The organism is Streptomyces sp. DvalAA-43 (assembly GCF_900091725.1).
Taxonomy (GTDB): Bacteria; Actinomycetota; Actinomycetes; order Streptomycetales; family Streptomycetaceae; genus Streptomyces; species Streptomyces pulveraceus.
Window position 1 is genome coordinate 112,736 of record NZ_FMBW01000054.1, and the last position, 21,547, is coordinate 134,282.

General features: G+C 71.2%; 17 protein-coding genes and 1 pseudogene. 4 read left to right on the plus strand and 14 right to left on the minus strand.

Annotation, left to right across the window (positions count from 1 at the left end; genetic code table 11):
• Positions 1 to 55 precede the first annotated feature (55 nt).
• From GA0115234_RS22350 to GA0115234_RS22380, 7 genes and pseudogenes are all read right to left on the minus strand, one after another.
• Positions 56 to 1,342, minus strand: coding sequence for a GAF domain-containing protein (locus tag GA0115234_RS22350; RefSeq protein WP_093544411.1), 1,287 nt, complete (start codon positions 1,340 to 1,342; stop codon positions 56 to 58).
• Between the two features lie 66 nt (positions 1,343 to 1,408).
• Positions 1,409 to 2,002 (minus strand): annotated as a pseudogene (locus GA0115234_RS22355) (N-acetylmuramoyl-L-alanine amidase).
• Between the two features lie 41 nt (positions 2,003 to 2,043).
• Entirely contained in the window at positions 2,044 to 3,060 is a 1,017-nt protein-coding gene (locus tag GA0115234_RS22360; protein ID WP_093544414.1) for an acetamidase/formamidase family protein, read from the minus strand.
• Complete coding sequence (locus tag GA0115234_RS22365) at positions 3,057 to 4,544, minus strand: APC family permease (RefSeq protein ID WP_093544417.1); 1,488 nt, start codon at positions 4,542 to 4,544, stop codon at positions 3,057 to 3,059. The genes GA0115234_RS22360 and GA0115234_RS22365 overlap by 4 nt, the downstream gene beginning before the upstream one ends.
• Before the next feature lie 325 nt (positions 4,545 to 4,869).
• Positions 4,870 to 6,219: an esterase-like activity of phytase family protein gene (locus GA0115234_RS22370; RefSeq protein WP_093544420.1), complete on the minus strand. Its 1,350-nt coding sequence runs from the start codon at positions 6,217 to 6,219 to the stop codon at positions 4,870 to 4,872.
• Positions 6,220 to 6,498: 279 nt separating this feature from the next.
• Positions 6,499 to 7,845, minus strand: a complete 1,347-nt coding sequence (locus GA0115234_RS22375; RefSeq protein ID WP_093544423.1) for an SWIM zinc finger family protein — start codon at positions 7,843 to 7,845, stop codon at positions 6,499 to 6,501.
• On the minus strand, positions 7,842 to 10,736 hold the full coding sequence (locus GA0115234_RS22380; protein WP_093544426.1) for a DEAD/DEAH box helicase: 2,895 nt from the start codon (positions 10,734 to 10,736) through the stop codon (positions 7,842 to 7,844). Before GA0115234_RS22380 ends, GA0115234_RS22375 begins: the two co-directional genes overlap by 4 nt.
• A gap of 293 nt (positions 10,737 to 11,029) precedes the next feature.
• On the opposite strand from GA0115234_RS22380, the gene GA0115234_RS22385 reads away from it, so the two are divergent.
• On the plus strand, positions 11,030 to 12,124 hold the full coding sequence (locus GA0115234_RS22385; RefSeq protein WP_093544429.1) for a fatty acid desaturase family protein: 1,095 nt from the start codon (positions 11,030 to 11,032) through the stop codon (positions 12,122 to 12,124).
• 86 nt (positions 12,125 to 12,210) lie between these two features.
• The gene (locus tag GA0115234_RS22390) at positions 12,211 to 12,393 is read left to right on the plus strand and encodes a hypothetical protein (RefSeq protein ID WP_093544432.1); all 183 of its coding nucleotides are present in this window, start codon (positions 12,211 to 12,213) and stop codon (positions 12,391 to 12,393) included.
• A 21-nt stretch (positions 12,394 to 12,414) separates the two neighbouring features.
• Here the strand turns inward: GA0115234_RS22390 and GA0115234_RS22395 are convergent, their stop codons facing one another.
• The gene (locus tag GA0115234_RS22395) at positions 12,415 to 13,419 is read right to left on the minus strand and encodes a hypothetical protein (RefSeq protein ID WP_093544434.1); all 1,005 of its coding nucleotides are present in this window, start codon (positions 13,417 to 13,419) and stop codon (positions 12,415 to 12,417) included.
• 110 nt (positions 13,420 to 13,529) lie between these two features.
• Complete coding sequence (locus GA0115234_RS22400) at positions 13,530 to 13,835, minus strand: hypothetical protein (protein WP_370804544.1); 306 nt, start codon at positions 13,833 to 13,835, stop codon at positions 13,530 to 13,532.
• A gap of 118 nt (positions 13,836 to 13,953) precedes the next feature.
• Between GA0115234_RS22400 and GA0115234_RS22405 the strand changes: the two genes are divergently transcribed.
• Entirely contained in the window at positions 13,954 to 14,856 is a 903-nt protein-coding gene (locus GA0115234_RS22405) for an oxygenase MpaB family protein (protein WP_093544440.1), read from the plus strand.
• 25 nt (positions 14,857 to 14,881) lie between these two features.
• On the opposite strand, the gene GA0115234_RS22410 is transcribed toward GA0115234_RS22405, so the two are convergent.
• The 3 genes from GA0115234_RS22410 to tatA all read right to left on the minus strand — a co-directional run bounded on the left by GA0115234_RS22410 (position 14,882) and on the right by tatA (position 16,671).
• On the minus strand, positions 14,882 to 15,481 hold the full coding sequence (locus GA0115234_RS22410; RefSeq protein ID WP_093544443.1) for a class I SAM-dependent methyltransferase: 600 nt from the start codon (positions 15,479 to 15,481) through the stop codon (positions 14,882 to 14,884).
• Positions 15,482 to 15,748: 267 nt separating this feature from the next.
• The gene (locus GA0115234_RS22415; RefSeq protein WP_093544446.1) at positions 15,749 to 16,324 is read right to left on the minus strand and encodes a TerD family protein; all 576 of its coding nucleotides are present in this window, start codon (positions 16,322 to 16,324) and stop codon (positions 15,749 to 15,751) included.
• 158 nt (positions 16,325 to 16,482) lie between these two features.
• Positions 16,483 to 16,671, minus strand: coding sequence for a Sec-independent protein translocase subunit TatA (gene tatA / locus GA0115234_RS22420; RefSeq protein ID WP_093544449.1), 189 nt, complete (start codon positions 16,669 to 16,671; stop codon positions 16,483 to 16,485).
• A 255-nt stretch (positions 16,672 to 16,926) separates the two neighbouring features.
• Between tatA and GA0115234_RS22425 the strand changes: the two genes are divergently transcribed.
• The gene (locus GA0115234_RS22425; RefSeq protein ID WP_093544452.1) at positions 16,927 to 18,354 is read left to right on the plus strand and encodes an LCP family protein; all 1,428 of its coding nucleotides are present in this window, start codon (positions 16,927 to 16,929) and stop codon (positions 18,352 to 18,354) included.
• A 76-nt stretch (positions 18,355 to 18,430) separates the two neighbouring features.
• Here the strand turns inward: GA0115234_RS22425 and mgtA are convergent, their stop codons facing one another.
• Complete coding sequence (gene mgtA, locus GA0115234_RS22430; RefSeq protein ID WP_256088770.1) at positions 18,431 to 21,151, minus strand: magnesium-translocating P-type ATPase; 2,721 nt, start codon at positions 21,149 to 21,151, stop codon at positions 18,431 to 18,433.
• The gene (locus GA0115234_RS22435; protein WP_093544455.1) at positions 21,135 to 21,500 is read right to left on the minus strand and encodes an ArsR/SmtB family transcription factor; all 366 of its coding nucleotides are present in this window, start codon (positions 21,498 to 21,500) and stop codon (positions 21,135 to 21,137) included. Before GA0115234_RS22435 ends, mgtA begins: the two co-directional genes overlap by 17 nt.
• Positions 21,501 to 21,547: the final 47 nt, after the last annotated feature.

Consider the following 21,547-nt stretch of genomic DNA (forward strand, 5'->3'; position numbering starts at 1 on the left):
CCCTCGGCGCGAAGGTAGGCGACGGCACGTTGCAACCCCGTTGCACAGGGCGCGGCTACCGCTGCTCGGCGTCCAGGGACCGGACCCTGGCGAGCAGCGCCGGGCGCTGACCGGCGGGAACGGCCGCCGCGAGAGCCTCCCACACCGGGAGGTCGTCCTCGCCCCAGGGGCTGTAGGCCCAGTCGGCCAGCAGCCCCGGGTCACCGCGTGCGATGAGCGCCGCCCGCAACTGCTCTTCGAGGCGGCGCCGGAGGCGGCTGACGGACGGTGCCTGCGAGGCCGGGAGCAGCGGCCCCGAATAGGCACCCAGCGCCGCCGTCACCGCGCCCGAAGCCAGCCGGCGCGCCACCGTGTCGAAATCCGCGTCGACCGGGGCGGAGAGGCGGTAGGGGCGGGAGAGGAGGAGCTCGGGGCCGAGCAGCCGCCGCAGCCTGGAGAGTTCGGCCCGCAGGGTCACCGGGGTCACCGACTCGTCCTCGTACAGTTCGACGAGGAGTTCGTCGCCGCCGAGCCCCTCGGGATGGCGGGCCAGTGTCGCCACGATCTCGCTGTGCCGCCTGCTGAGCCGTATTCTGTGGCCCCCCGCCACCAGCAGCGCCTCGTCCCGGCCGAGTGCGCTGAGCCGCATCGTCCCGCAGGGCGCTGCCGGGGCGAGCAGCGCGAGCTGCGTCTCGGCGGCGCGTGCCACCGCCTGCACGAACGCCAGGCTGTGCGGATGCGCGAGCCGGTCCCCGCCGGTGATGTCCACCGCCCCCAGGACCCGTCCGGTGTGCGGGTCGTGCAACGGCGCCGCCGCACAGGTCCACCGCTGGACCGGCCGGAGGAAGTGCTCGGCGGCGAAGACCTGCACCGGGCGGTCCACGGCGATCGCCGTCCCCGGGGCGTTGGTCCCGGCCGCCGATTCGGCCCAGCGGGCGCCCTCCACGAAATTCATCCGGCCTGCGGCCCGCCGGATCACCGCGGGCCCCTCGACCCACAGCAGCCTGCCGTGCGCGTCGCACACCGCGAGCAGGTGCTCCCCGTCCGTCGCGTAGGCACCCATCAGCTCACGGATCACCGGCATAACGGGGGCCAGGGGATGGCCGTCCCGGTACGGGCCCAGGTCGTCGGAACCCAGCTCGACCAGAGCCGCACCGTCCGGGCTGACCCTGGCCCGCGCCGAGCGCCGCCACGACTCGCCGACGACCGGCCGCACCGGCTGCTCCAGCCTGCCCGCCGTGGTGAACGCCTCATGTGCGCGGCGCAGTTGACTGATCCGCTCACCGGGGTCCGTGCCGGCTGCCAGCGCCACCCAGGGATCCCTCAACTCACCCTCCGTCCAGGGGCATGGCGACCACCCCATCGTCGTCGCGGCCCGCCGTTGCGACAACCGTGGCGCACAGGAGGGACCGGCCGGGGCGGGCCAGGGTCAGTTCCCCGAGTACAGATTGACCAGGCGGATGTAGCGCACCCAGTCCCACTGCGGACCGGGATCGGTGTGGTCGGTGCCGGGGACCTGGGCGTGGGCGAGGATGTGCGCGCGGTCCTTCGGGATGTCGTAGCGGTCGCACACCGAAGCGATCAGTAGCGCCGACTTCTCGTACATGGCGTCGGTGAAGTAGGAGGGCTGGTCCACCCAGCCCTCGTGCTCGATGCCGATGCTGCGCGTGTTGTAGTCCCAATTGCCCGCGTGCCAGGCGATGTCCTTCTCCCGGACGCACTGGGCGACGTAGCCGTCCGCGGAGCGCACCAGATAGTGCGCGGAGACCTGCTTCGCCGGATTCTGGAAGATTCCGATCGTGTTCGGATACGTCTCCTGGGTGACGTGGATGATCACCTACTGGACCGGATAGGCCGAAGGGCGGCTCGACGCCGTGTAGTTGGAGGTGGAGGCCGGATTCCAGTGGGCGAGCGGATAGTCGGTGTCGCCCGCGGTCGTGGCGGCCATGGCGCGGGTGGAAGCCGGGATCAGAGCGGCGGCGGCCGTCGCGGCGACACCCTGGAGAATCCTTCTGCGGTGCATGAACACTCCTGTGGGGGGAGAGGGGGTGAGGTGGTGGGTGGTCAGGGGCTGGACAGCAGTGTGGCAGTCTCCCGCAGATGGCGGTGGAGCCCGCGATGGGGATCGCCGGACGGCAGCCATTCCTTGCGGATCTTCGCCACGCAGGTGTAGTTGGTGTCGCACACATTGGCCAGCGGAGCCTCACCGGCCTGGCTGACCAGCTGGTAGGCGTCGAGCTCGGAGAGGCCGTAGTCGCGCGCCAGCCACTGCACCAGGTCCAGCTGGGAGATCCGGAAGGCGTCTTCGAGCGGGCGCGCCGAGCCGGTGGACATCAGATGGGTGTCGGACTCGATGCGTGGCCACGGGGTGGCGACCCCCTTCAGCAGCTCGACCAGCACCACCGTGTTCATCGCACACTCCACGGCGACCCCACACGTCTCGCCCTCGCCCTGGCGGGCATGGCCGTCCCCCAGACTCAGCAGTGCGCCCTCGACGTTGACGCCCAGGAAGCAGGTGACGCCCGCCCGCATCTCGGGCGTGTCCATGTTCCCGCCGTGCGCGTCGGGCACCAGCGCGGACCGCACCTCCAGATTGGCCGGAGCTACCCCGACCGTGCCGTGCATCGGGTCCATCGGCAGCTCCACCTGGATGTCGCTGTCCCGGGCGCTGAACAGACAGGTGCGGCGCGCCCGGTCGAGCTGCCACATCCACACCACCTCGGGCAGCGGGGCCTGCAGCGAAGCGGTGGCATGGGTGGAGGTGAGTGCCCCGAAGAGCGGAACGGTCGTCGAAGCGGCCCGGTCCCTGGCCGGCTCGATGGACACGAAGTGCACCGCGACGGTGTCACCGGGTTCCGCGCCCACGACATGGAAGGGGCCGGTCTGCGGGTTGAGGAAGGGGAACTCGCAGACCTGGGAGACCAGGTCCTTCTCGGAGCGGACCTTCCCGGCGAAGCAGTCCTCCGTGTACACGTCGAGGAACGTTCCCGGCTCGATCCGGGCGACCGGAGCCGCTCCGCCGAAGGTCCAGGCGTACTCGCCCTCCTTGGGACGGACGGTCAGGATGCGGGGGTCGTTCATCGCGGTACTGCTCCTGTCTCCGGGTCTCCGGCGGGTTCCGGGATGTCGTCCAGATGGATTCGTCCGGTCTGCGCCACTCGCTTCGGATGCCTGCGCAGCAGCACCGCCAGGACAACGATCCCGATCAGCATCCAGACACCGACGACCGGACCGGCGTACGACACGGGCGCACTGAGTCCGGAGACGAAGTCGAAGGCCGGGATTCCGGCGGCCGTCAGCAGCGCGGGGACGAATGCCGCGATGCCCAGCACCGGGAACAGGAGATGGAGCACGGGGTTGAAGGCATCGCGACGCCTGCGCAGGAAGTATCCGGCGCAGGACAGGTTCACGATGATGTAGACACCGATGATCACTGTGACGATCACGGTGGCCAGCAGGACGAACGCGGTCACCGGGTCGTAGGCGAAACCCAGCCCGAGCGCCGCGCCGACCGCGATCACGAACTGCACGGCCACCCCGGTGACGGGGGAGCGGCGCCGTGGATGGAGCCTCGCGAAGGCCTGTGGGAACACACCGATGCGGCCGAGGGCGAACGCCGTCCGGGTCGACACATTGGCACACGCGTTCGCGTTGGCCACGGTCGAATTGACCACGGCGAGGAAGAGCAGCACCCAGAACAGCCCGAACGAGGCACGGGCCACCCCTTCCCAGGACGCGGCCCCCGATGCACCGAATCCGGCGAATCTGTCGGGCCCGAAGTACACCGACATCGCATAGGTGGTCAGGACGTACACCAGACCGATGGAGAGCGCCGCGCCGAGCACAGCGCGCCGCATCGTGCGCCGGGGGTTCTTCGTCTCCTCGGCGAGCGGCGCCGCCGCCTCGAAGCCCGCGAAGGCGAGCACGGTGTAGACCGAGCCGGCGAAGATCCCGCTGACGCCGCCGTACCCGTCGGCGGTATGCGAAGTGCCGAACACCGAAAGGGTGTTGTCCGCCCCGGCCCGGCCGATGAGCAGCACCGCGAAGACGACGAAGACGAGCACCTCGAAGATGCCGAGCACGGTGCCGAACCGGGCGGAGGCCCGTACGCCGAAGTACCCGGCCAGTGCGATGATCACCGCGCCCAGCAGCGACCACGGCCACCACAGCTCCGCCGGGTAGGACGACCACTCCTGGTGCAGTGTGCCCGCGGTCGTGAAGCCCAACTGGAGCAGCAGCAACGCGGGCACCAGCGCCTCGACGAAGACATAGCCCCAGCCGACGAGGAACCCGATGGCCGGATGCAGCCCCTGCGCGGAGTAGGTGGCGACGGAACCGGCGGCCGGCAGCCGACGGGCCAGTTCGGCGACGCACGAGGCGGTGAAGAGGCAGGCGACGAGGGCCACCACCACGGAGAGCGGCAGGCTTCCGCCCGCGAACGCGGCCCCTGCGGGGATCGACGCGGCGATGGCCGCGGCGGGCGCCATCGCCGTGACGCTCTGGAAGAGGACTTCGCGCAGCCCGATGGCATCGCGTAACAGTCCGCTGCCCGAATCCCCCGACATCCCGTGGCTCCCTCCGCGTCCGATGACCGGAAGGCGTTGTCCGGTGTGCGGCCGAGTCTCTCGCGCGCCCTACCGTACGGGCGCCGCGCGGGTGGCGGAAGACGGCCGGGGCGAAACGGCCACTGTGGACGGGGGAGTTCACCGGAATGTACGGCGGTCCCGGCTCGGCGGCGGGCATCCGGGCTCAACGGCCCCGGTGAGTGCTCCGTGGGGTGGTGAAGCACCGGACGGACCGGGTGAAGAGAGGTCCCCGGTCCTCGACGGGTACTCCCCGCCGAGGACCGGGACGAGGCACGGCGCCCATGAGCGGGCGCGGCGCCCGGGGTCAGCCGCGCAGCGGGCGCGGCAGCCTCAGCTGTGTCACGGATGTCTCGATGCCGCTGTCGATCAGGCGGCCGTTCGCGTCGAAGGCCTCGGCCCCGTCGGTCATCCCGAAGTCGTTGTCGTTGATGAGGGCGAGCGTGTCGCGGCCGGTCACCGCCACCCCTTCGACCTTCCCGGGCACGCCCGCGACCTTGCCCAGGTCGACGACCAGACTCTTGCGGAGCACCGGTACGCCCGACGCCGAAGGGTCGGTGAGTTCCTCGTACGAGGGAGACGTCGTCGCGTCGTCCCACGCCGAGCCCAGGATTCCCGAGCCGTGCGGGAGCGTCACCCGGTGCAGTCGCGCCGCCCTGTCCGTGCGTTCCTCGACCAGCAGATCGTTCCCGCCGATCGCGACGACCGAGGAGACCTTCAGCTCGGAGGTGTCGTCCTCGCCCGGGTCCACGACATCCACCGCGTCGAACCGGTAGGCGTACTCCGCGGTGACCGCGCGCTTCTTCGTCGAGAAGCGCAGCAGGCGCACATTGCGCGAAGCTTCGCCCGCGTCCTGGTCGGGCAGCGAGAGCGGGCTCTGGACCGCGAGCACCAGATCGCCGCCGGGGAGGAGGGCCAGGCCCTCGAAACCGCGGTTGATCTTCCGGTGCAGGAGCACGCCCGGCAGCGCCTCGACCACCGGGTAGTCGGCGCCCGTCAGCCCGAGTCCCCGCGGTACGTAGCGGGTCAGGATCCGGCCGCGGGCCGAGACATGCACCAGGGAGGGGCCGTACTCGTCGACGAGCCAGAAGCTGCCGTCGGCGGCGCGGACGATGCCTTCGGTGTCCAGGCCGTTCGGGTTGTACTCCAATGGCGTCTTCGCGTCGTAGGTGTACGGGGCCTCGTCGCGGTCCCGCTGGTTCGGCAGACCGGTGACCGCGGCACCGGACCGGGTGGTGATCGGGATGGCCTTCAGTACCCGGATGTGCTTCCCGCTGACCCGTACCTTGACGATCGCCGGGTCGAAGCCGGGGACGGGGAAGGTGCGCCGCTTCTTCCCGTCGATCTTGATCTGTCCGTTGGGCCCCCGGTCGGTGACCGTCCAGAACTCGCCCCGGCGGCCCGCGGGATAGATGTCGCTGCCGATGCCGCCCAGTGCCACCCCCCGGTCGTCCGCGACCGTCCCCGGCAGCAGCCCGTTGCTGAAACGGGCCAGCGGAATGTCACCGAGCACCGCCGTCCCGGTGACCCGCGCCGTACGCTCCGGACGCTGGTGCCGGTCCTGGGCGCCGGTCGCCGTTCCGGCCACGCACACCGTGCCGAGCAGGGCGAGCGGCAGGCCGATGGCAAGAGAACGACGGACAACACGCGGGGACATGGGGCCTCCTGGGGCACGAACAGCGCTTTACGGCCGTCAGGTTCCGTCCTCGCCCTCAACGCATGGTGACATCCAGTTGAACGCACGGACAGAACGCGACGACGGACAGGGGCGGCGGAGGCTCACGGCCGCCCTCCGCCCGTCGTCGATCGCCCCGGGGACGGTACGAACCGGCGCCCGGCCGTTCGTTTGAGACCCGTGCGAACCGGCGCCCGGCCGTCCGCCCGGGAGGCGTACGAACTGGCCGGCCGCCGGGTCGGGGGCCCTGCGAACGGGCCCTCAGTCGTCCGCCACGTCGAAACCGCCCAGCGCGGCCGCCGGATCGTCGTCCGCCGGACCGGCCGGGACCCAGCGCCCGCTCTCCTTGCGGTACGGCCACCAGCGCCCGTCCCGGCCGTAGCGGAGCTGCACGTCACCAACCGCCGCCGTCCAGCGATTGCCCGCCGCCCGCAGTCGGGGCCGCTCGCTCTCCTCCCACGCCCCGGCGAGCCGGGCCCGCGCCCTGGCCAGCTCCTCGGGACCGGGTGTCCACTCCTCTTCGAGCACGGCGAGCGCGGCCGCCCCGCCGTACCGCCACGCCCGCACCGCCGCATCGAGCTCGACCTGTCGCCGCTCCGAGCCGGCGGCCAGCCGCTTCACGATCCAGGACGGGGGCCGGGCCTCCGCGACCAGCCGCACGGCGTCCTGCTGCGGCGTCAGCCCGACCGGCGGCGGCTGCCGTTCATGGCCGGGGGAGAGCGCCTCGGCCAGCATCCGGTGGGCGCGCGCCGCGGCGTCCGTCGCCAGCATCTCCAGAGCGGCCGGGTCGACCCCGGCCTGCGGTTCGGTCTCCGTGTCCAACGACGGCGCGGGGCCGGGCTCCGCGGGGAGCGGGGCAGGAGCGGGCAACGGGGGCAGTATGTCCCGCGCCGCGAACGCCTCGTCCGCCCGCACACCTCCGTCGTCGGCCTGCGCGGACGCGGCCCCGGCGGCGGGGTCGGCCGGGCCGACGGGCCCGTGCCCCTCGGCGCGGGCCGCGATGCGGACCTGGAGCTCGTCCAGGAGCCGCCGCTCACCGCGCCCCCGCATCAGCAGCAGCACGAACGGGTCCTGGTCCAGCAGCCGGGCCACCTGGTAGCACAGCGCGGCGGTGTGCGGGCAGTGGTCCCATGCGTCACAGGTGCACTCCGGGTCCAGATCGCCGATCCCGGGCAGCAGCTCCACCCCGGCCGCCGCCGCGTCCTCCACCAGATGCGGCGGCATCTCGCGGTCCAGCAGCGCCGCGATGTGCCCGGCCCGTTCGACGGCCATGCCGAGGAACTGCTCCCAGTCCGCCTCGCTCAACTCCTGGAGCAGTACATCGCTGCGGTACGTGGACGAGACCCCGTCCCGGACCATCGCGGTGATCCGGCCGGGCCGTACGGAGACCGCACCGACCCGGCCCTCGCGGGCGAACCTGCGTCCCTTCTTGAGCTGCTGGCCGTCCAGCGCGGTGTCCTCCAACGCCTTCAGCCATGCCTGGCCCCACCAGGTGCGGGCGAAGCCGCGGCCCTGCGCGGGCGGCAGTGCGGCGAAGGTCCGCTCCTGCCCGGGGGCAGGCACACGGCCTCCGTCGCTCTCGTACTCGCCGTCGTGTCCGTCACTCATCGGGTGCCCCCTCGCAGCTCGACCAGATCGGTCAGTTCCGCATCGGTCAGTTCGGTCAGCGCCGCCTCGCCGGAGCCGAGCACCGCGTCCGCGAGCCCCTGCTTGCGGGCCAGCATGTCGGCGATCCGGTCCTCGATGGTGCCCTCGGCGATCAGCCGGTGCACCTGCACCGGCTGGGTCTGCCCGATCCGGTACGCGCGGTCGGTGGCCTGTGCCTCGACCGCGGGGTTCCACCAGCGGTCGAAGTGCACGACATGGCCGGCCCGGGTGAGGTTGAGGCCGGTGCCGGCCGCCTTCAGCGACAGCAGGAACACCGGGGCCTCGCCCGCCTGGAATCGGTTGACCATCGCCTCGCGTTCCGCGACGGGCGTACCGCCGTGCAGGAACTGCGTACGGACCCCGCGCGCCGCCAGATGCCGTTCGAGGAGCCGGGCCATCTGCACGTACTGGGTGAACACCAGCACGCTCGCCTCCTCCGCCAGGATCGTGTCGAGCAACTCGTCCAGCAGCTCCAGCTTTCCCGAACGGTCCGCGATCCGCGGCTCGTTCTCCTTGAGGTACTGTGCCGGGTGGTTGCAGATCTGCTTCAGCGCCGTCAGCAGCTTGACGACGAGACCCCGCCGGGCGAAGCCGTCGGCGTCGGCGATCGCGGCCAGCGTCTCGCGCACCACCGCTTCGTACAGACCCGTCTGTTCGGCCGTCAGAGACACCGTACGGTCCGTCTCGGTCTTCGGCGGGAGCTCCGGCGCGATGCCCGGGTCGGACTTGCGCCGTCGCAGCAGGAACGGCCGCACCAGCGCGGCGAGCCGCTCGGCGGCCGCCGGGTCGCCGCCCTCCGCGGTCCGTGCGTAGCGGGTGCGGAAAGTGCCGAGCCGTCCCAGCAGTCCGGGCGTCGTCCAGTCGAGGATCGCCCACAGCTCGGAGAGGTTGTTCTCCACCGGGGTTCCGGTGAGCGCCACGCGGGCCTGTGCGCCAATCGTCCGAAGCTGCTTGGCCGTCGCCGAATAAGGATTCTTCACGTGCTGCGCCTCGTCGGCGACCACCATGCCCCAGCGGATCTCTCCGAGCTTCGCCGCGTCGAGCCGCATGGTGCCGTACGTGGTCAGGACGAACTCGCCATCCGACAGGTCGGCAAGACTGCGTGATCCGCCGTGGAAACGGCGTACCGGCGTCCCCGGCGCGAACTTCTCGATCTCCCGCTGCCAGTTCCCCATGAGTGACGTCGGGCAGACCACCAGCGTCGGCCCGGCGGCCGATTCGATGCTACGGCGGTGCAGATGCAGAGCGATCAGAGTGATGGTCTTGCCGAGCCCCATGTCGTCGGCGAGACAGCCGCCGAGACCGAGCGAGGTCATGGTGTGCAGCCAGTTCAGACCGCGCAGCTGGTAGTCGCGCAAGGTGGCCGCCAGGGCCGCGGGCGGGCCGATCGGCTGCGGCTCGCCCTGCTGACCGGCGCCCTCCGGATCGGCCACCCGGCGGCGCAACCGCTCCAGCCAGCCGGTGGCCCGGACCTCGACCCGGTGGCCGTCGACCTCGGTGGAACCGGTCAGGACCGCGCCGAGCGCGTCGATCGGCGTGACCTTGCGGTCCTGGGTCTCGCGGGCCCGCCGGGCCTCCTCGGGATCGATCAGCACCCACTGGTCCCGCAGCCGTACCACCGGCCGGTTCGCCTCGGCGAGACGGTCCAGCTCGGCACGGCTGAGCTTCTGATCACCGAGCGCGAACCACCAGTTGAACGTCAGCAGCGCGTCCGCGGACAGGAGCGACGGCGCCTCCGAACCGCCGCGTCCCGGCGCGTCCCGCTCCTCGCCGCCCTCGTCGTCCGGCGGTCCGATCACGGCGCGTGCGGTGAGCGTGCGGGCCAGCTCCTTGGGCCAGTGCACCTGGACACCGGTCGCGGCCAGGGCCCCTCCGGCGGGGCCGAGGAGCTCGGCGAGCTCGTCGTCGGCCGGCTCCACGAAGTGGGGCACCGCGGCGGAGAGCAGCGGAGACAGGGGAGGCCAGGCGCGGGCGGCGCGGCGCAGTGCCAGCAGCGCGTCCATCCGGGCGCGGGGCCCGAAGGCCGCGGCGGTGCGCGCATCCCCCGCCCAGACCTCGGCGGCATCGGCGACCAGCGTCGGATCGTTGACGCTGTGGATCTGCAGGACGGCCCGGAAGGAGGGACCGGCGGAGCCTTCGTCGCCCTCCTCGGGCGCGGCGAGGCCGGACGCCTCCACCCGGAGCGAGAGCCGGACGCCCGCGTCGTGGCCGGCCGAGACATCGGTGGCCCAGGACCGGAGGCCGGGCAGCCGCTGTGGTTCGTCCGCGGTGAAGGCCGGTCCGCCACCGGCGAACGCCGCGGCGGGGGTGCGGGGAAGACCGTCCACCACCGCGTCGAGGAACGCGCGCAGCAGCCACTCGGGCTCGGGCAGCAGCACCGGCTGCGCGGTTCCGGGGAGCGGCACCGCGTGGGCCAGGGGCGGCATCGAGGCGGCGAGCGTCCGGATCCGTGACTGGTCCTCGGCGGTCAGAGGGCCGGCCCGCCAGGCATCGTGATCCGTGCCGCTGAGCCCCGGCAGCAGGAGCCCCCGGGCGGCGAACTGGAGGGCGAGAAGAGCGGCCGTACCCCAGAACGCGGCCGCGCCGGAGGCATGCGCCGAGGCCCGCGCGCGCGTCAGCACCGGCAGCGCGTCGCGGACCGGAAGCCACCGTGCCGGTACGGCGTACGCATGCGCGTCGGCGCCGACGACGGTCAGCTCCGCCATGGAACCGGGGCCGTCGGGCGGGCCGCTGCCGTCCGGGTGCCAGAAGGCGACCCGGCCGGTACGGGAAGGGTCCCCGGGCAGGAAGACCACGGAGCAGGCGGAGAGTGCGGAGATCTCGGAGAGCGTTGCCGCAGGGAGTCTGTGCACAGCGATGCCGAATTCCTCAAATTTGACTAGTGGGGGTCGGGTCGCCGAGGGTACCCCACGGACGTCACCCGACGTGAGTGGAATGCCGGTGATTCAGGTCACATTCGGACCGTCGAGAGTCCCGGCCGCTCGACGGCCGGGAGACGTGTCCGTATCCCCGGGGTGGAGGCAGCACCCCCCTCGGGGCAGGGGGTTTACCCCCGGAGACCCGGGGTGGTGGCGCCATGGTTCCGGACCCGCGCCGACCGTACGTTTCTACAGGTCGGCGCAGCTTTTCATAGACCGGAGACGTCATGCCCCAGGCCACAGCCACCGCAGCGGAAGGCGCCCGTGACAGTGCGGGAAGTGCTGGAGCGAGAAGTACCACAGGTGCCCTCGGCACCGGAACCGCCCAGGCCCAGGGAAGCGATTTCGCGCCCCTGCTGCGGGCGGTGAAGGGGCAGGGACTGCTGGAGCGGCGGACCGGGTGGTACACGGCCGGCATCGCCGCCAACCTGATCGCGCTGGGCGCCGTGATCACCGGCATGTTCCTGCTCGGCAACACCTGGTGGACCCTGCTGCTCGCGCTGCCGCTGGCGGTCTTCTGGTCACGCACCGCGTTCGTCGGCCACGACGCCGGACACGCGCAGATAACCGGCGACCGCAGGACGAGCCGGGCCATCGGCCTGGTCCACGCCAACCTGCTCCTCGGCATGAACGAGGCATGGTGGAACGACAAGCACGTCCGCCACCACGCCAACCCCAACCACATCGACAAGGACCCGGACGTCGGTGTGGGCGCGCTCGTCTGGACGCAGAAGCAGGCGGCCCAGCGCGAGGGCTTCGCCCGCTGGCTCACCCGCAACCAGGCCCGCCTCTTCTTCCCGATGCTGCTCCTCGAAGGCATCGCCCTGAAGATCTCCGGCTTCCAGTACCTGCGACAGCAGCCCGCCCGGGAACGCGTGCTCTCGGCACTGCTCCTGGTCATGCACCTGGGCCTCTACGCGGCGCTGCTGCTCACCGTCCTGTCCCCGGGCAGGGCCATCATCTTCGCGCTCGTCCACCATGCGCTGTTCGGGCTCCATCTGGGCATGGCCTTCGCGCCGAACCACAAGGGCATGGAGATGCCGGACCCCGACGGCGATCGCTGGGGCCACCTCCAGCGTCAGGTCCTCACCTCGCGCAACGTACGCGGCGGCGTCCTCACCGACTGGTTCCTCGGCGGGCTCAACTACCAGATCGAGCACCACCTCTTCCCGAGCATGCCCCGCCCCCACCTGCGCCTGGCGCAGCCCATGGTGCGCGCCCACTGCCAGGCGCTGGGCATGCCGTACGCGGAGACCGGGCTGATCGAGTCCTACCGACAGGCGCTCCAGCACATGCACGAGGTCGGCGAGCCCCTGAGGTGAGCCCCCGCGGGCCCGCTGGAACCGATGCACGCGCACATGCGTTCTCACAGCAGATGCGGCCTCGGGCCGCGAAGGAGGCACGGACGATGTCGAACAGCGCGAAGATCGCCATCGGGGGAGTGGTCGTAGCGGTCATCCTGATGCCGTTCATCGGTTTCTGGCTGTCGTTGCTGGTCCTGGTCGGAGTTCCGGCGATCGCCTATCTGATGCTGGACCCCGGCCAGCGACGCAGGCTCCGCAGGATCACCCGCAAGGAAATAGGCCGCTGAGAAGCCGCTGAGAAGAAGGGGTCAGGCCGGTCGTACCGCGAGCGCGTCCAGAGCCGTCAGGAGGCCGGGCAGAGCTGCGCCCCGCCCGACCGGCAGCACCTCGCCCGGCTCCTCGTCCAGCAGGACGAACGCGATGTCGTCGGTCCTGGCGACCAGGGACCAGCCGGGGCCGTCGACGCGCAGCATCCGCGCGTCGCCCGTGGCGAAGGAGGACCGGACACGGCCGGGTGGCGGCGGGGTGTCGACGTAGGCCTGAGCCTCTGCGAGCGCGCGCCGTACGCCGGGGTGCGCCCCGGACGGCGCGTCCGCGGCCTCCCTCCCGGAGGCTGTGTCGGCCTCGCCCCCGTCGGTGGCCACAGGCCCGGTCTCGACGTCGACCTCAACCTCTACTTCAGGGTGAGGTTCAGGTTCAGCCCGGGGCCCGGCTCCGGAGACGGCCTCGGCTCTGGGGCCGGTCCCCTGACCGTCCGGCTCGCCCCCGGTCCCCGCGCCGTCCGAACCCGCCGGGGTGGTGAAGGCCGTCTCGTCGTCGATCTGCTCGCGCCAAGCGGCCCACCGGTGGGCTATCTCGTCCGCTCCCATGCGCCGCTGGGCCGGTCCCCACGACTCCGTGTCGGGCGGTGACAGCGGTGCCGGAGCGGTGCCCTCGTCATCCGGATCCGGCAACGGATCGTGCGGCGCGGCCACGCCCGGAGCGGCGACCGCCACCGGGAGCGGCCAGCCGGGCAGCGCACAGACCATCGAACGGTCGTCGGGGGAGAGGTCGTACTCCATGCCGCAGTCCCAGGCCGCGATCGCGACGGCGACCAGCGACACGTCATCGACGACGACGGTCCACCGCGCACCGGTGCCGTCCTGGCCGAGGACGAGCCCGTACCCCTCGGCGTACGGTTCGACGGCGAGCGCCGCACACGCGGCCGGGTAGTCGTCACCGAGGACGGTCGGGAACTGTGCCGGGGTCAGCAGCACCGCGGTCAGCACATACAGCGCGTCGTCCTCGGCGACCGTGTCGTTCGGCGCAGCCACAGCACCCTCCTCGTCCGTCGTCGTTGTCCGTCGGCGCACCTTAACGAGTGAGTAACCCACTCGTCGAGGCCCTGACAAGGAGGGGCGGCAGGTCCGTGGTACGGCGAACGTCACCCCTCAGTCGGCGGGAGGCCGAGCAGCGTACGCGCCACTGTCTGCGGGGACTCGCCGCGCTCGCGGGCCAGCGCGATGACGGCCCGGCAGGCCAGCTCGCTGACACCGAAGGAGAGCGCCTCGGGCGACACCCAGCCGCTCGCTTCGTCGATCCGCGCCTGGTCCTCCTCCACGGAGGCCGAGACGAAGGCGGCGGCCGCCTCGAAGAGATTGTGCTGCCTGTGGCGGTCCTCCTTGGCGGGCGCTGCGGATCGGGCCCCCTTGCGGTCGGGGGTGACGGCCTTGCGGAGGCTGCCGATGATGTCGATCACGGGGACCGCCTTCCCGGGGGAGTGTGAGTGCGTGACGTGCTGGTATCCATGTGTGGTGTTCCCCGTCGACGTAGAGTTGGACCTCCGGCCGATACAAGGGGGCAGTGAGGTGAAGCGGTACGACCGGCTGAAGGAGATCCGGCGCCTGGATCCGGAACGGGACTTCCTCCGAATTTATCGGCTCATGGCGACCTACGAGTTCCCCTGGGACATCGCCCGCGCTCTCGAACTGGCCCTCTACCGCACCTATGCCGTACCCAGCATCGGCCGGCTCCTCGCGCAGACCGCTGAACTGACGGACCGTTCCCAGAAGCGCTACGACGACACGGCGCTGCTTCTCGACACCGTCCTGGAGCACGGCTTCGAGAGCGACTCGGGGCGTACGGCCCTCCGTCGCATCAACCAGATGCACCGCAGCTACGACATCAGCAATGACGACATGCGTTACGTGCTCTGCACCTTCGTCGTGACCCCGAAGCGCTGGATCGACAGCTACGGCTGGCGCCGGCTCTCCAGTCACGAACTGCGCGCATGCGCCGCCTACTACCGGGCCCTGGGCGCCCACATGGGCATCAAGGAATTGCCCCGGACGTACGAGGATTTCGAGCACACCCTCGACACCTACGAGGCGGAGCACTTCGGCTGGGACGAAGGGGGACGCCGTGTCTCCGACGCCACCCTGGACCTGATGGGTTCCTGGTATCCGCGTCCCCTGGCCCCCGTCGCGCGCAAGGTCGCTCTCGCGCTGCTCGACGATTCCCTGCTGCGGGCATTCCGCTACGAACGCCCCGGCCGCGCCACCCGTGACCTCACGCACGGCGCCCTGCGGCTGAGGGCCCGCGCGGTGCGGCTCCTGCCGCCGCGTTCCGCTCCGCACTACGCCCGGCAGAACCCGGAGATCAAGGGCTACCCGGGCGGCTACGAGGTCTCCGCGCTGGGGACGTTCCCGGTCCCGGGCGTCGGCGGCTGTCCGGTCCCGCACCACCGGAGTTCCGACGCTCCGGTGGAGTGAGCGCGGGCGGACCGGGGCGGGCAGGTCACGGCGTCCGTACGGCCAGGGCGAGGTAGCCGTCGTCCTCATCGGTGTACGTATCGAGCCGCCAGCCCGAACGTGCCAGCAAGGGGCTGAGATTGTGCTCGGCCCGCAGATCGTCGTCCGTGATCCGGCGGCCGTGGCGTGCCGCGAGGGCGGCCCGCCCGATGGGGTGGAAGAGCGCCAGCCGCCCGCCCGGTCGTACCACCCGTGCCAGTTCCGCCAGATCGGGACCGGGGTGCGACAGATGGGAGATCAGCCCGGACCCGAACACCGCGTCCAACGCCCCTGATCTCAGGGGGAGGCGGGCGACATCGGCGAGGAGCAGTGTCCCCTCGTGGTCGCGCCCCGCCCGCACCGCCGACGCCAGCATCGCCGGCGTCAGGTCCACACCCAGGACCGTGCCCTGCGGTCCGACGGCCGCCCGCAGGGCGGGAAGCGCCCGTCCCGTTCCGCAGCCGGCGTCGAGCACCGCGTCCCCGGGGTGCAACGAGAGGGAGCGCGCGGCGGCGTCGAAAGCGGGCGCGTCGTCCGGGAAGCGGGTGTCCCAGTCCGAAGCTCGCGCGGTGAAGAACTCCTGGACGCGTGTGTGATCATCGGCCATACGGACATGATCGCTCAGTCGCCGAAGGAGCGATACAGGGCGAAACGTAAGGGAGTGGAGGGCGACCATTCGGTGAGCGAGGCTACGACCCGTCATGGATCGGTGAGCGAGGCTATGACCCGTCACGGAGCACACCGCCGCCGTCGCGGCGGTGACATGGATTGGTCCGGCCGGGACTCCGCGGGCCGTCCGGGCCCCGACTCCCCGCTCCGACGGACCGGAGGGAGTGAAGGGGCCCGAGCCCGTGATACGTGCGGTCCTACCCGGTCAGACGTTGACGCCGTAGTCCGACGCGATTCCCGCCAGCCCAGAGGCATACCCCTGGCCGACCGCGCGGAACTTCCACTCCGCACCGTGCCGGTACAGCTCGCCGAAGACCATGGCGGTCTCCGTCGAGGCGTCCTCGCTGAGGTCGTAACGGGCCAGCTCGACGCCGTTCGCCCGGTTCACCACGCGGATGAACGCGTTGCGGACCTGGCCGAAGCTCTGTCCCCGGCTCTGCGCGTCATGAATGGAGACCGGAAAGACGATCTTGGCCACGTCCGACGGGACCGTCGACAGGTCCACATTGATGGACTCGTCGTCGCCCTCGCCCTCACCGGTCAGGTTGTCGCCGGTGTGCTGGACCGAACCGTCCGGGCTCGTCAGGTTGTTGTAGAAGACGAAGTGCAGGTCGGAGAGGACCTTGCCCGCGTCCGAGCACAGCAGGGCGCTCGCGTCCAGGTCGTGGTCCGCGCCCGTCGTCGTCCGTACGTCCCAGCCCAGGCCGACCGTCACTGCGGTCAGGCCGGGTGCCTCCTTCGACAAGGAGACGTTGCCGCCCTTGGCCAGGGTCACACCCATGAAACATCCTCCATTGATCCAGTGGTCCAGCGATTCGGTGAGCGGCACTGGTTAGGCCGTCACCAGGCCAACGACGGAGTCGTGACCATGGTTCCCATGCTTGCGCAAGCCCTGAAGTGAACCTCCGCGGGGCGTGCCGTACCTTGGTGCGCCGGGTCCTAGGACTGCGGGTCGGTACAGGGCTCCTGTGCGTCGGTGTCCTTCATGGCCTTCGCCTCACTCTTCAGGATCCGCATGGATTTGCCCAGGGCTCGGGCCGTGTCCGGCAGTTTCTTCGAGGCGACCAGTGCGATCACCACGACCGCCACGATCAACAGGTGCCAGGGTTCGAGACCGTTGCGCAACATGTGCGTCCCACCCTTCCTTTCGGTGCTTTGACCGGTGTTTTAGCTCGGCGCCCACGACCGGTGTTGCAGGCTGACTATGGGCAGGTCGGATGATCCGCTCGGACATCAATGCTTGCTACATTGCGCAACTGTACAACCCTGGGGTGGCGGAGCACGTCCTGCCCCATGGAAACCGGATGGACGGGGTGGCCGATGACGGGAAGCCGAACAGCGGGAGCGGGCAGGGGCAGGGGAGCGCGCCTGCGGCGGACAGCCATGTTCGGGCTGTCGTTCCTCGTGCTGCTGGTCGCCGGCGTGGGGTGGGGCTATCTCAAACTCGGCGGCAGTATCGACACCTTCAGCGCGGACGGGATCTCCGGCGATCGGCCGCCGGGTTCCTCGGAGGGTCAGAACGTCCTGGTCATCGGATCGGACTCGCGCTCGGGCGAGAACGGCAAACTCGGCGGAGGCACGGGCGCGGTGGGGCGCTCCGACACCGCGTTCCTCCTCCATGTGTACGGAGACCAGGAACACGCGGTCGCCGTGTCCATTCCGCGCGACGCGCTGGTCGACATACCGGCCTGCAAGGGACCCGACGGCAAGTGGACCGCTCCGCAGCACGACGTGATGTTCAACAGCGCGTTCTCGGTGGGGGAGACCGCCGAGGGAAACCCGGCCTGCACCCAGAACACCGTGGAGAATCTCACCGGTCTGCGCGTGGACCACACCGTCGTCATCGACTTCGCCGGATTCTCCGCGCTGACCTCGGCCGTCGGCGGCGTGCCGGTGTGCCTGCCCCAGGAGATCTACCAGCGCGACCTCAGCCCGAAGCGGCCCACCCGAGGGGCCAGGATCTTCACGAAGGGCCCGCAGACCGTTTCCGGGCAGCGGGCACTCGACTACGTCCGGCTGCGGCACGGCATCGGTGACGGCTCGGACATAGGGCGTATCAAGCGGCAGCAGGCATTCGTGGCCGCCCTCATCAAGAAGGTCAAGTCCCAGGGGCTGAACCCCACGACGCTGCTGCCCCTGGCCAATGCGGCCACCGATGCGATGACCGTCGACCCCGGACTCGGATCGGCCGACCGGCTGCTGTCGTTCGCCCTGTCGATGAAGCGGATCGACCTGCACAACACCAAGTTCGTGACCGTTCCCTGGCGTTACGAGGGCGCACGTGTCGCGATCGTCGAACCCGACGCCGACGCGCTCTGGGCCTCGTTGAAGGCCAACCGCACGGTCGACGGCAAGGACGCCAGTGGCAAGGGGTCGGGCAAGTCGTCGGAGAACGACGACAGGAAGGACGGCGGCCACGCGGACGCCCCGGTCTCCGGCAAGGGGATCACCGTCGCCGTCTACAACGGAACCACGGTCAGGGGGCTCGCCGCCCAGGCGGCCGACCTCCTGCGCTCCCGCGACTTCACCGTCACGAACACGGCCACGGCGAGCAGCCAGGACTACGCCTCGACCGTCATCGAGTACGGGCCCGGCCTGCGGGAGCAGGCGGAGACCACCGCACGGCTCTTCGCCGGAGCCCGGACGACCGAGTCCGGTGCGGCCGGAATCCAGGTGATCGTGGGCAGTTCCTACGCCCAGAACCCGTCGGCAGCCGCCGGGGCACCGACCCGTTCCGCTGTTCCGTCCACGGTCGCCGACGAGGCCAGGTCGGCCGACGACGACCCGTGTGCGGACCTGTCGTACGGCTGACCGGCCACAGGACGCGGGGACACCGCTCTCGGCGCGGTGCCCCGGCGGTCCGGAATCGCGACGCCGGGGGACGGGATCACGACTGGCTCCACTTCCGCTCGTAGCGGGTGCGCGCCGCCCGCAGTCCGTATGCGTACAGGGCCAGCACCGTAGCCAGCAACAGGTAGTAGAGCGGTGGCAGCACACTCATACCCAGCAGCGCACCGAGCGGAGTGAGCGGCAGCAGCAGGCCGACCACCGAGAGACCACAGGCGGCCACCCGCAGGGGACCGCCGCTGCGACCGCCGGCCGCCTGCCCGCCCGTGCGGAGGAGCAGCATCACCAGGGCCTGGGTGAGCAGGTTCTCGGTGAACCATCCCGAGTGGAAGGCCTCCTGTCCGCCGGATGTCGCGGAACCGTGCAGGGCGAAGGCCAGCACCGCGAAAGTCGCCAGGTCGGCGGTGGCGTTCAGCAGACCGAAACCTGTGATGAAGCGGAGGAAGTCGCGCGGACGCAGCACCGTGGGCCACCGCAGCACCTCGGCGGCCGGCCGGTCGAAGGCGAAGGCGAGCTGCGCCACGTCGAAGCACAGGTTCTGCACCAGGACCTGTGCGGGAAGCATCGGCAGGAACGGCAGCATCAGGCCCGCCGCGAGCATCGCGATGACATTGCCGAGGTTCGACGACAGCGTGATGCGCAGATACGTGGCGATGTTCCCGCTGCTGAGCCGACCTGCGGTGATCGCGTCGTCGATGGCCGCGAGGTCCTTCTCGGCGAGCACCACGTCCGCGGTCTCGCGCGTCACATCGACGGCGTTGCGCGGGCAGATGCCGATGTCCGCGGCGTGCATCGCCGGCAGGTCGTTGACCCCGTCCCCGAGGAACCCGGTGGTCCGCCCGGCGGTGCGCAGTGCGGAAACGATTCGTGCCTTGTGCTCCGGTGTGCAGCGGGCGAAGACCGTGGTCCGGCCGGCGGCCTCCGCGAGCGCCTGGTCCGACAGTGCGTCGATCCGCTCCGCCGACATGACCTCGCCCGGATCGAGGCCGAGGTCGCGGCAGGCGCGGGCGACGGTGCCCGGATCGTCACCGGTGAGCACCTTGACGGCGACGCCCCGGTCCCGCAGCGCGTCCAGCGCATCGGCGGCGCTCGGTGTGAGCGCGTCCCGCAGTGCGACGAAGCCGAGGAACGCCAGCCCCCTTTCGTCGGCGGCCGTGTAGGCACGCGTCCGGGCCGGCCGCTCGGTACGGGCCACGGCGAGCAGCCGCAGACCGTTCGTGGTCTCCCGCGCGGCGAATGCGCTCAGCCGGATCCGTTCCGGCTCGTCCAGCGCGCACCGTTCGAGCACCGCCTCGACGGCCCCCTTGGTCACGAGCGTGTGGACGCCGAGCCTCCCGGGACGGCGGACGACCGCGGTGGCGACACGGCGTACCGGATCGAACGGCAGCGCGGCGACACCGTCGTACGCGGACAACGCCTCGTCCTGCTCCTCGGCCGCGTCCAGCACCGCTTCGTCGAGTGCGTCGGGCGCGGGCAGATCGGCGAGCTGCAGCGTCCACAGGGCGTTGACCGCGGCCCAGTGGAGCGCCTCGGGATCGGACCGGCCCGAGGCGTTCAGTGAATGCTCGACGACCGGACGGTCCTGCGTGAGGGTTCCGGTCTTGTCCACGCACAGCACATCGATCGCACCGAGATCATGCAGCGCGGGCAGCCGTTTGACGATGACCCCATGGTCCCTGGCCAGCAGCGAGGCGCCTCTGGCCAGCGCCGTCGTGACGATCACCGGCAGCATTTCCGGAGTCAGCCCGACGGCCACCGCGACGGCGAACGGCAGCGTCTCCAGGCCCCGGCCGCGCAGCGCCGCGTTGGCCATGAGCACCAGGGGCGGGGTGAGCAGCATGAAGCGGATCAGCGTCCATGAGATTCCGTGCACCGAACGGTCGAAGGCGCTTGCGCCGCGGCGGCGCGCCGAACCGTCGTACGCGGCGGCGAACCGGGTCTCCGCACCCGTCGCCGTCACCACTGCCGTACCGCTGCCCGACGCCACGCTGCTGCCCTGGAAACACAGCTCGGGCCGGGTGAACAGCCCTTCCACGTCGCCGCACACGGCGTCGGTGGCGAGGGGCCGTGACGGCGTATCGACGGGATGCTTGGCGACCGGCGCCGACTCGCCGGTGAGCGCCGACTGATGGACGGTCAGGCCGCTGGCCCGCAGCAGCCGCACATCGGCAGGTACGAGATCGCCCGGAGCGAGCCGGACCACATCGCCCGGCACCAGCTCCTCGACCGGCAACTCGCGGGCCTGCGGTGCGGCGTCCGGGTCCGCCCGGCGCAGCACCGTCGCGGTGGTCGCCACCAGTGCCCGCAGCGCGGCCGTGGACCGGTCAGCCCGGTGCTCCTCCGCCGAGCGCAACAGACAGCTGACGACCACGAGCACCAGCGTCACGGACGCCGTGCCCCATGAGGCCACCGCCGCCGAGACCAGGCCCAGACACAGCAGCACCGAGGTGAAGGGATCCCGCAGACTGCGCAGGAAACGACGGGGCCAGGAGACCGGCCGCCAGGCCGGAAGGGTGTTCTCGCCGAACCGCGTCAGTCGTTCCCCGGCCTGCTCCTCCAGCAGTCCCCGGGGTCCGCTGTCCAGCGACCGGAGCACCTGGAGGGAGGTCGGTGCGGCATCCCCGGTGCGGGGGTGGTCGACACCGGGAGCGGCGCCCCGGTCGACGGCCGCGCCCGCCATCGGGACGACGACGGCGGACGGCGCGTCGGGGTCGGTGCTGCCGGGACCTGCGGCGGCACTGCTCTCAGGCACCGAGCCCACGGAGACGTGAGGCGCGTGCGGGCGCGTGTCCGGCACGCTCCGTGAGCTGGCCGACCATCAGCCGGACGACGGTCACCACATCGGGGTCGTCGACCAGATACACCTGTCGGCGGCCTTCGCGCCGGGACCGGACGAGACCTGCCAGTTTGAGTTTCGTCAGATGCTGGCTCACCGAAGGAAGGGTGCCGCCGACCCGGTCCGCGAGTCCGGTCACATCGCTCTCGCCCTGGGACAGGGCCCACACGATGTGCAGCCGGGCAGGCGTCGCCAGCAGGCCGAAGGCCGCTGCGGCCTCCGCCAGTACCTCCGCGGGCGGATCCTCGATACCGCCGTCGGCAGCTGTCGACACTCTTGCTCTCCCTGTCCGCGTGGCCCGATTCCCCGCACTCGAAGCAC

What these genes read in the sequence shown, in the direction of transcription:
- GA0115234_RS22350 (WP_093544411.1), bottom strand. Translation starts at nt 1,342, where the DNA reads ATGGGGTGGTCGCCATGCCCCTGGACGGAGGGTGAGTTGAGGGATCCC.
- GA0115234_RS22360 (WP_093544414.1), bottom strand. Translation starts at nt 3,060, where the DNA reads ATGAACGACCCCCGCATCCTGACCGTCCGTCCCAAGGAGGGCGAGTAC.
- GA0115234_RS22365 (WP_093544417.1), bottom strand. Translation starts at nt 4,544, where the DNA reads ATGTCGGGGGATTCGGGCAGCGGACTGTTACGCGATGCCATCGGGCTG.
- GA0115234_RS22370 (WP_093544420.1), bottom strand. Translation starts at nt 6,219, where the DNA reads ATGTCCCCGCGTGTTGTCCGTCGTTCTCTTGCCATCGGCCTGCCGCTC.
- GA0115234_RS22375 (WP_093544423.1), bottom strand. Translation starts at nt 7,845, where the DNA reads ATGAGTGACGGACACGACGGCGAGTACGAGAGCGACGGAGGCCGTGTG.
- GA0115234_RS22385 (WP_093544429.1), top strand. Translation starts at nt 11,030, where the DNA reads ATGCCCCAGGCCACAGCCACCGCAGCGGAAGGCGCCCGTGACAGTGCG.
- GA0115234_RS22390 (WP_093544432.1), top strand. Translation starts at nt 12,211, where the DNA reads ATGTCGAACAGCGCGAAGATCGCCATCGGGGGAGTGGTCGTAGCGGTC.
- GA0115234_RS22410 (WP_093544443.1), bottom strand. Translation starts at nt 15,481, where the DNA reads ATGGCCGATGATCACACACGCGTCCAGGAGTTCTTCACCGCGCGAGCT.
- GA0115234_RS22415 (WP_093544446.1), bottom strand. Translation starts at nt 16,324, where the DNA reads ATGGGTGTGACCCTGGCCAAGGGCGGCAACGTCTCCTTGTCGAAGGAG.
- tatA (WP_093544449.1), bottom strand. Translation starts at nt 16,671, where the DNA reads ATGTTGCGCAACGGTCTCGAACCCTGGCACCTGTTGATCGTGGCGGTC.
- GA0115234_RS22425 (WP_093544452.1), top strand. Translation starts at nt 16,927, where the DNA reads ATGTTCGGGCTGTCGTTCCTCGTGCTGCTGGTCGCCGGCGTGGGGTGG.